Origin of the sequence: Accumulibacter sp. (genome assembly GCF_016789985.1) — a bacterium.
Classification (GTDB): domain Bacteria; phylum Pseudomonadota; class Gammaproteobacteria; order Burkholderiales; family Rhodocyclaceae; genus Accumulibacter.
On record NZ_JAEUOL010000021.1, the window covers coordinates 1 to 6,281 of the forward strand.

The following is a 6,281-nucleotide window of genomic DNA, read 5'->3' on the forward strand; positions in this document are numbered from 1 at the left end:
TGTACACAGCGCGACCACGTCGAGTTCTTCATTGCGCAGCATGTCTTCCATGCGCGCATACCCCTTGACCGAATACTTCTCCTGGTGTACCTGCAGGGCGGCACGATCGTTATCACACACGGCGACCAGTTCAAGATCACCGGAATGTGCTTCGATCGATCCGAAATGATTCTTCGCGATGCGCCCACAGCCAACCAGGCCGACGCGGATCCGGCGCCCTTGAACCGTCTTGAACATCTCTTGCCCTTCCTGTTGCAGTTGATCGAAATCATTGAGGAAAAATCGCATCATGCGATTGGCGTCGCATTGTCCTGCGGCTCTTGGTGATCGAGTCGTAATGAGGAGGTCGCGGTCCAGAAAAATGAACCTTCCGCGCGGGCCTTTTCTGTCACGGGTGGCTCGCCTGGCTTGGCAGGATTCTGGGCGGGCTCACCCGGCGTGGCGTCCCGGCCGCGGCCGGCAAAAAGCACTGCTCGCCGGGCTACTGTCCAGCGACCACTCCATGCTGCCTTCAATTCCTCACCGGAGATGCCAGTAGAAACCCTGGATGATACCTTCGTGGGTCGGGCTGTTCAAGGATATCCATCGTTCGGGGAGCGGATCAGCCACCACCGCCCCTGATTTGTCGTTGGGCCGTCAGGGCTCGCCGGTGATACCTAAGGATGCTGCGGGCTCAAGAAACCCTTTCCTTGAGCAGGGCGATCAGGTATTCGCCGTAGCCGCTCTTGGTCAACGGTTGAGCCAGCGTTTCGAGTTGTTCGGCGGTGATCCAGTGGTGACGGAAAGCGATTTCTTCGGGGCAGGCGACCTTGAGGCCCTGGCGGTGCTCGATGGTGGCAATGAACTGTCCTGCTCCCAGCAGGCTTTCGTGTGTTCCGGTGTCGAGCCAGGCATAGCCGCGACCCATCAACTCTACCTGGAGTCGGTCCTGCACGAGGTAGAGGCGGGTGAGATCGATGATTTCCAGCTCACCTCGTGGTGATGGTTTGAGGCTCTTGGCCAGGTCTACCACCTGATTGTCGTAGAAGTAGAGACCGGTCACGGCGAAGTTGGACTTCGGGGCTTTGGGCTTTTCCTCCAGGCTGAGTACTCTGCCGCGAGCGTCGAACTCCGCGACGCCATAACGCTCGGGGTCATGGACGTGGTAGGCAAAGATGCTGCTCCCCTGGGCGCGGTCGTTTGCCCGTGCAAGGAGTTGCTGGAAGCTGTGGCCGTAGAAGATGTTGTCTCCGAGCACCAGGGCCGAGGGCTGGTTGGCCAGAAACTGCTCGCCGATAATGAAAGCTTGAGGGAGTCCATCGGGGCTATGCTGAACGGCGTAGCTCAGGTCGAGGCCCCAACTCGATCCGTCGCCCAGCAGTTGTGCGAAGCGCGGCGTGTCCTGGGGCGTGGAGATGATCAGGATTTCACGGATTCCCGCCAGCATCAGCGTGCTCAGCGGGTAGTAGATCATTGGTTTGTCGAATACCGGCAATAGCTGTTTGCTGATCGCCAGGGTGGCGGGATGCAGGCGGGTGCCCGAGCCTCCGGCCAGAATGATGCCCTTGCGTTTCATGAAGAAGTCTCCAAGCAACAGGATTTTCGTGAGTTTAAGGCCTTTTGACCGTGGTGCGGGCAGGTTGGCCGTGCGCCGCCGGGTGCTGCCGTCGTCACGCGGCACTCTCTCGGAACCTCGGCTTCGAGCTGCGGTACCATCCGTTACTGGCGTTTGTCTGGCGCCATCGATCGGCGAGAGGTGATTGGCAAATGGCGTGGCATCCCGAACAATACCTAAAATTTGATGACGCTCGCCGCCGGCCGGCAGTCGATCTCCTGTCGCGGCTGGACGGTTTCCCGGCGAGCTGCATCGTCGATCTCGGTTGCGGCCCCGGCAACGTCACGCAGTTGCTGGCGGAGCGCTGGCCGGGTGCCCGGCTGATCGGTATTGATAGCGATGCGGTCATGCTGGCCAGAGCGGCGGCGACGGCTCCGAGCATCACCTGGCAGCGGGCCGACATCGCCAGTTGGCAGGCCAGTACCCCGCCTGATGTGATTTTCTCGAACGCCGCGCTGCACTGGCTGGACGATCATCAGCAACTGTTCCCTCGGCTGTTTCGGCAATTGGGTGCGGGTGGCGTGCTGGCGGTTCAGATGCCGGCGAATTTCAGCGCGCCGTCGCATCGCATCCTGCGCGAACTGGCGGGAGAGCCCGCCTGGCGGGAGTTGCTCAGCGGGGTGCGCATGGGGAGCGTTCTGTCGCCGGCCGCCTATCGCAACCTGCTGATGCCGGGTTGCCGCCAACTCGATCTATGGGAAACCACCTATTGGCAGATGCTCGCTGGGGACGATGCAATCAGCGAATGGATGAAAGGGACAACCCTGGTACCCTACCTGACACGGCTGGACAGGCCGGCGGCAGAGGCATTCCTGGCGATCTATCGGGCACGCCTCAAGGTGGCTTATCCGCCGACGGCGGATGGGCAGACGCTGTTTCCTTTCAAGCGCCTGTTCCTGGTCGCCCAGCGCTGAAGGTTGATGGTGGGCATCGATTACTCGCTGGCGATCGGCCTGTCGGTCGCCGCCCTTTTTGCGGGGTTCATTGATGCCGTGGTCGGCGGCGGCGGCCTGATCCAGATCCCGGCGCTGTTCAATGCGTTGCCGGGCGAGCTGCCGGCAACCATCTTTGGCACCAACAAGTTCTCCAGCGTCTTCGGAACAAGCAGCGCGGCCTGGCGCTATGCACGTCGGGTCGAGATGCCCTGGCGGACCACGCTGCCCGCCGCTCTGGCCGCCTTTGCCTGTTCCTACCTCGGCGCCCTGGCGGTTGCCTGGCTGCCACCGGCCGTGCTGCGCCCGCTGATCCTCCTGTTGCTGATCGGCGCGGCGGCATACACTTTTGTGCGGCGCGACTTTGGGGGGTTGCATAGACCACAACACAAGGGGCGGCGGGAATTCGTCTATGCTCTGATACTCGGCGGGGTGATCGGTTTTTACGATGGTTTCTTCGGTCCGGGGACGGGCAGTTTCCTGATCTTCCTGTTCATCCGCTTCTTTGGCTTCGATTTCCTGCACGCCTCGGCGGCTGCCAAAGTGGTCAACGTCGCGACCAATCTGGCTGCCCTGGGTTTCTTCATCCCGCACGGTCATTTTCTCCCGTTGCTGGCCGTGCTGATGGCCGGCTGCAATGTGTTCGGCTCCTTTCTCGGTACGCACCTTGCCCTGCGCCATGGAAGTGCTTTCGTGAGGCGGGTCTTTTTGTGTGTGGTGAGCCTGTTTATCGTCAAATTCGCATACGATACCTTCTTTTAGGCTTGTCTCGCACTGCCCATGGCCGCACAATGGGCAGCTGACGCAGGGCGGTCGATCCAGGCGTCAATCCAGAAAAACCATGTCGGGAGGAACCATGAGGGTCAAGTTATCGATAGCCATGCTGCTGGCTGTTCTGGGCGCGGCGCTTGGCACCAGCGCACAGGCGGATATCAATGTGGGCGTCACGCTTTCCGCTACGGGGCCGGCGGCTTCGCTGGGCATCCCCGAGAAGAATACCTTTGCCTTGTTGCCGGTGACCATTGCCGGCCAGAAGGTCAACTACCTCGTGCTCGATGATGCTTCCGATACGACCACGGCGGTGAAGAACACCCGCAAGCTGATCGCCGAGCACAAGGTGGACCTGGTGATCGGTTCGACGACCAGTCCCAACTCGTTGGCGATGATCGACGTGGTCGCTGAAGCGGAGACGCCGATGATCGCGATGGCGGCCTCGGCGCGGATCATCGAACCGATGGACGCCAAACGTGCATGGGTTTTCAAGACGCCGCAGAACGACGCGCAGATGGCCACGGCGATCGTTCAGCACATGAGCAACAACAACGTCAAGACGGTGGCCTACATTGGTTTTGCCGACGCCTATGGTGAAGGCTGGTGGAACGAGTTTTCGAAGATCGCCGAGTTGCGCAAGATTCAGGTCGTCGCCAACGAACGCTTCAATCGCGCCGACACCTCGGTGACCGGTCAGGTACTGAAGATCCTTGCGGCGAGACCGGACGCCGTTCTGGTGGGTGGAGCCGGAACCCCCGCTGCACTGCCGCAGAAGTCGTTGAAAGAAAAGGGTTACAAGGGACTGCTCTACCAGACGCACGGGGTGGCCAACGCGGATTTCCTGCGTGTGTGCGGCAAGGATTGTGAGGGAACCTACCTGCCGGCCGGCCCGGTGCTGGTGGCGGCTCAACTGCCGGAGAGCAACCCGATCAAGAAGGCGGCGCTCGAATACGTCAACAAGTATGAGGCAGTCAATGGCAGGAGCAGTGTCTCGACGTTCGGCGCGCACGCCTGGGATGCCAGCAAGTTGCTGGCGAGCGCCGCCCCCGAGGCGCTGAAGAAGGCGCAACCCGGTACGCCGGAGTTCCGCAGGGCGCTGCGCGATGCCCTGGAGAAAACGACCAACCTCACCGTTGCGCATGGTGTGTTCAACATGAGTCCGCAGGATCATCTCGGTTTTGACCAGCGCGCTCGTGTGATGGTCAAGATCGAAGGGGGCACCTGGAAGCTGGTGCAGTAGGGATTACGGCGCGCCGGCGGGCGCACCGCCTGGCTACGCCTGGTTGCCAACGCGCGCGGCGGGGGATATGCACCCAACTCGCTGGCGGCATGCAGGACCAGCGCTCCGGCGACGTGCAGTCAGCCTTGCAGCGGACGGCGTTGCGACTGGGAAGTGTTGATGGATTTGCAGATTGCATTGCTGCTCGGCCAGGATGGTGTCACCAACGGCGCCATCTACGCACTGCTGGCGCTGGCCCTGGTACTGGTTTTCGCGGTCACGCGAGTGATCTTCATTCCGCAGGGCGAGTTCGTCGCCCTCGGCGCCCTCAGCCTGGCCAGTCTGCAGGCCGACCGACTGCCGGGCACCGTCTGGCTGCTTCTGGCGATGGGTGCCCTGATCGCACTGATTGATGGGTCGACGGCGCTGCGCGAAAGACGCTACCGACGGTTGCCGCTCATCCTGCTGGTCAATTGTGGAGCGCCGCTGCTCCTTGCCGCGACCTTGCTGGCCGTCTCGTCGGCCGGTCTGCCTTTGCCGGTGCAGGTTTTGCTCGCTTTGATGCTGGTGGTGCCGCTCGGACCGATGCTCTATCGTCTGGCCTATCAGCCGGTCGCAGAAGCGTCGGTGCTCGTACTGCTGATCGTCTCCGTTGCCGTTCATGTCACGCTCATCGGGCTCGGGTTGTTTTTCTTCGGCGCCGAGGGGTCGCGCACTCCGGCGTTCACCGACGTCAGCTTCGAGGTCGGTGATACCACCTTGCAGGGGCAGACGGTGTTGGTGTTGGTGGCCAGCGTGCTGCTCATCGTCGGCCTCTATTTTTTCTTCGAGCGGACGCTTTACGGCAAGGCCTTGCGCGCCACGGCGATGAACCGCACCGGTGCGCGCCTGATGGGCATCTCCGCCAACCTGGCCGGAATGCTGTCCTTCACGCTGGCGGCAGCGATCGGAGCGTTCTCCGGTATCCTGATCTCGCCGATCACCACCATCTACTACGACTCGGGTTTCCTGATCGGTCTGAAGGGTTTCGTCGGCGCCATCATCGGTGGCCTGGCCAGTTATCCGGTGGCCGCCGCCGGCGCCGTCCTGGTCGGCCTCCTGGAATCGTATTCGTCTTTCTGGGCCAGTGCCTTCAAGGAGGTGATCGTGTTTACCCTGATCATTCCGGTACTGCTCTGGCGATCGCTCAAGACTCAGCATGTGGAGGAGGGATGAAGCGCAGCGCCTGGTCGACCCTTCTGCTTCTGCTTTTCGTTGGCGCGCTGGTCGTGGCGCCGTTGGTGTTGCCCGAGTTCCACATCACGTTGCTGAACTACATCGGCCTCTACGCCATCGTCGCCCTTGGCCTGGTGATGCTCACCGGGGTCGGCGGACTCACCTCCTTCGGGCAGGCCGCTTTCGCTGGCCTGGGCGCTTACGCTTCGGCCTACCTGACCACCGCCTATGGGGTTTCGCCGTGGCTGACGCTGCCCACCGGTTTGCTGGTCACCGCCGTGGTCGCGCTGACGCTTGGCCTGGTCACCCTGCGCCTGTCAGGGCACTTCCTGCCGCTGGGCACGATTGCCTGGGGGATCAGCCTGTACTATCTGTTCGGCAACCTGGACGCGTTGGGTGGCCACACCGGAATCACCGGCATTCCTCCGCTGCATGTCCTCGACCGCGAAATCAGATCCGGCCGCGAGTTCTTCTACCTGATCTGGGCCGTCCTGCTGGTTCTCATTCTCGCGACGCGCAACCTGCTGGATTCGCGCGAGGGGCGGGCCAT

Annotated in this window: 7 protein-coding genes; 5 read left to right on the forward strand and 2 right to left on the reverse strand. The window is 62.0% G+C overall.

What is annotated here, in order from left to right; all coding sequences use genetic code 11:
• The coding region (locus tag JNK99_RS01210; RefSeq protein ID WP_291847432.1) for a Gfo/Idh/MocA family oxidoreductase at window positions 1–291 on the reverse strand (291 nt) is incomplete at its 3' end.
• Window positions 292–673: 382 nt separating this feature from the next.
• Complete coding sequence (gene rfbA, locus JNK99_RS01215; protein WP_291847435.1) at window positions 674–1,555, reverse strand: glucose-1-phosphate thymidylyltransferase RfbA; 882 nt, start codon at window positions 1,553–1,555, stop codon at window positions 674–676.
• A gap of 191 nt (window positions 1,556–1,746) precedes the next feature.
• Between rfbA and JNK99_RS01220 the strand changes: the two genes are divergently transcribed.
• The 5 genes from JNK99_RS01220 to JNK99_RS01240 form a co-directional block, all read left to right on the forward strand.
• Window positions 1,747–2,508 carry a methyltransferase domain-containing protein gene (locus tag JNK99_RS01220; protein ID WP_291847438.1) on the forward strand — a complete coding sequence of 254 codons (762 nt, stop codon included), beginning with the start codon at window positions 1,747–1,749 and terminating at the stop codon, window positions 2,506–2,508.
• 6 nt (window positions 2,509–2,514) lie between these two features.
• Window positions 2,515–3,288, forward strand: a complete 774-nt coding sequence (locus tag JNK99_RS01225) for a TSUP family transporter (protein ID WP_291847441.1) — start codon at window positions 2,515–2,517, stop codon at window positions 3,286–3,288.
• Between the two features lie 94 nt (window positions 3,289–3,382).
• A complete protein-coding gene (locus JNK99_RS01230; RefSeq protein WP_291847443.1) occupies window positions 3,383–4,537 on the forward strand; it encodes an ABC transporter substrate-binding protein in 1,155 nt (384 codons plus the stop codon).
• A gap of 159 nt (window positions 4,538–4,696) precedes the next feature.
• A complete protein-coding gene (locus JNK99_RS01235) occupies window positions 4,697–5,731 on the forward strand; it encodes a branched-chain amino acid ABC transporter permease (protein WP_291847446.1) in 1,035 nt (344 codons plus the stop codon).
• Window positions 5,728–6,281: branched-chain amino acid ABC transporter permease (locus JNK99_RS01240; protein ID WP_291847449.1), on the forward strand; the 554-nt coding region annotated here is incomplete at its 3' end. The genes JNK99_RS01235 and JNK99_RS01240, both read left to right, overlap by 4 nt.

Bases quoted from the DNA above. Each gene is read 5' to 3' on its own strand.
- rfbA (WP_291847435.1), bottom strand. From the start codon at position 1,555: ATGAAACGCAAGGGCATCATTCTGGCCGGAGGCTCGGGCACCCGCCTG.
- JNK99_RS01220 (WP_291847438.1), top strand. From the start codon at position 1,747: ATGGCGTGGCATCCCGAACAATACCTAAAATTTGATGACGCTCGCCGC.
- JNK99_RS01225 (WP_291847441.1), top strand. From the start codon at position 2,515: ATGGTGGGCATCGATTACTCGCTGGCGATCGGCCTGTCGGTCGCCGCC.
- JNK99_RS01230 (WP_291847443.1), top strand. From the start codon at position 3,383: ATGAGGGTCAAGTTATCGATAGCCATGCTGCTGGCTGTTCTGGGCGCG.
- JNK99_RS01235 (WP_291847446.1), top strand. From the start codon at position 4,697: ATGGATTTGCAGATTGCATTGCTGCTCGGCCAGGATGGTGTCACCAAC.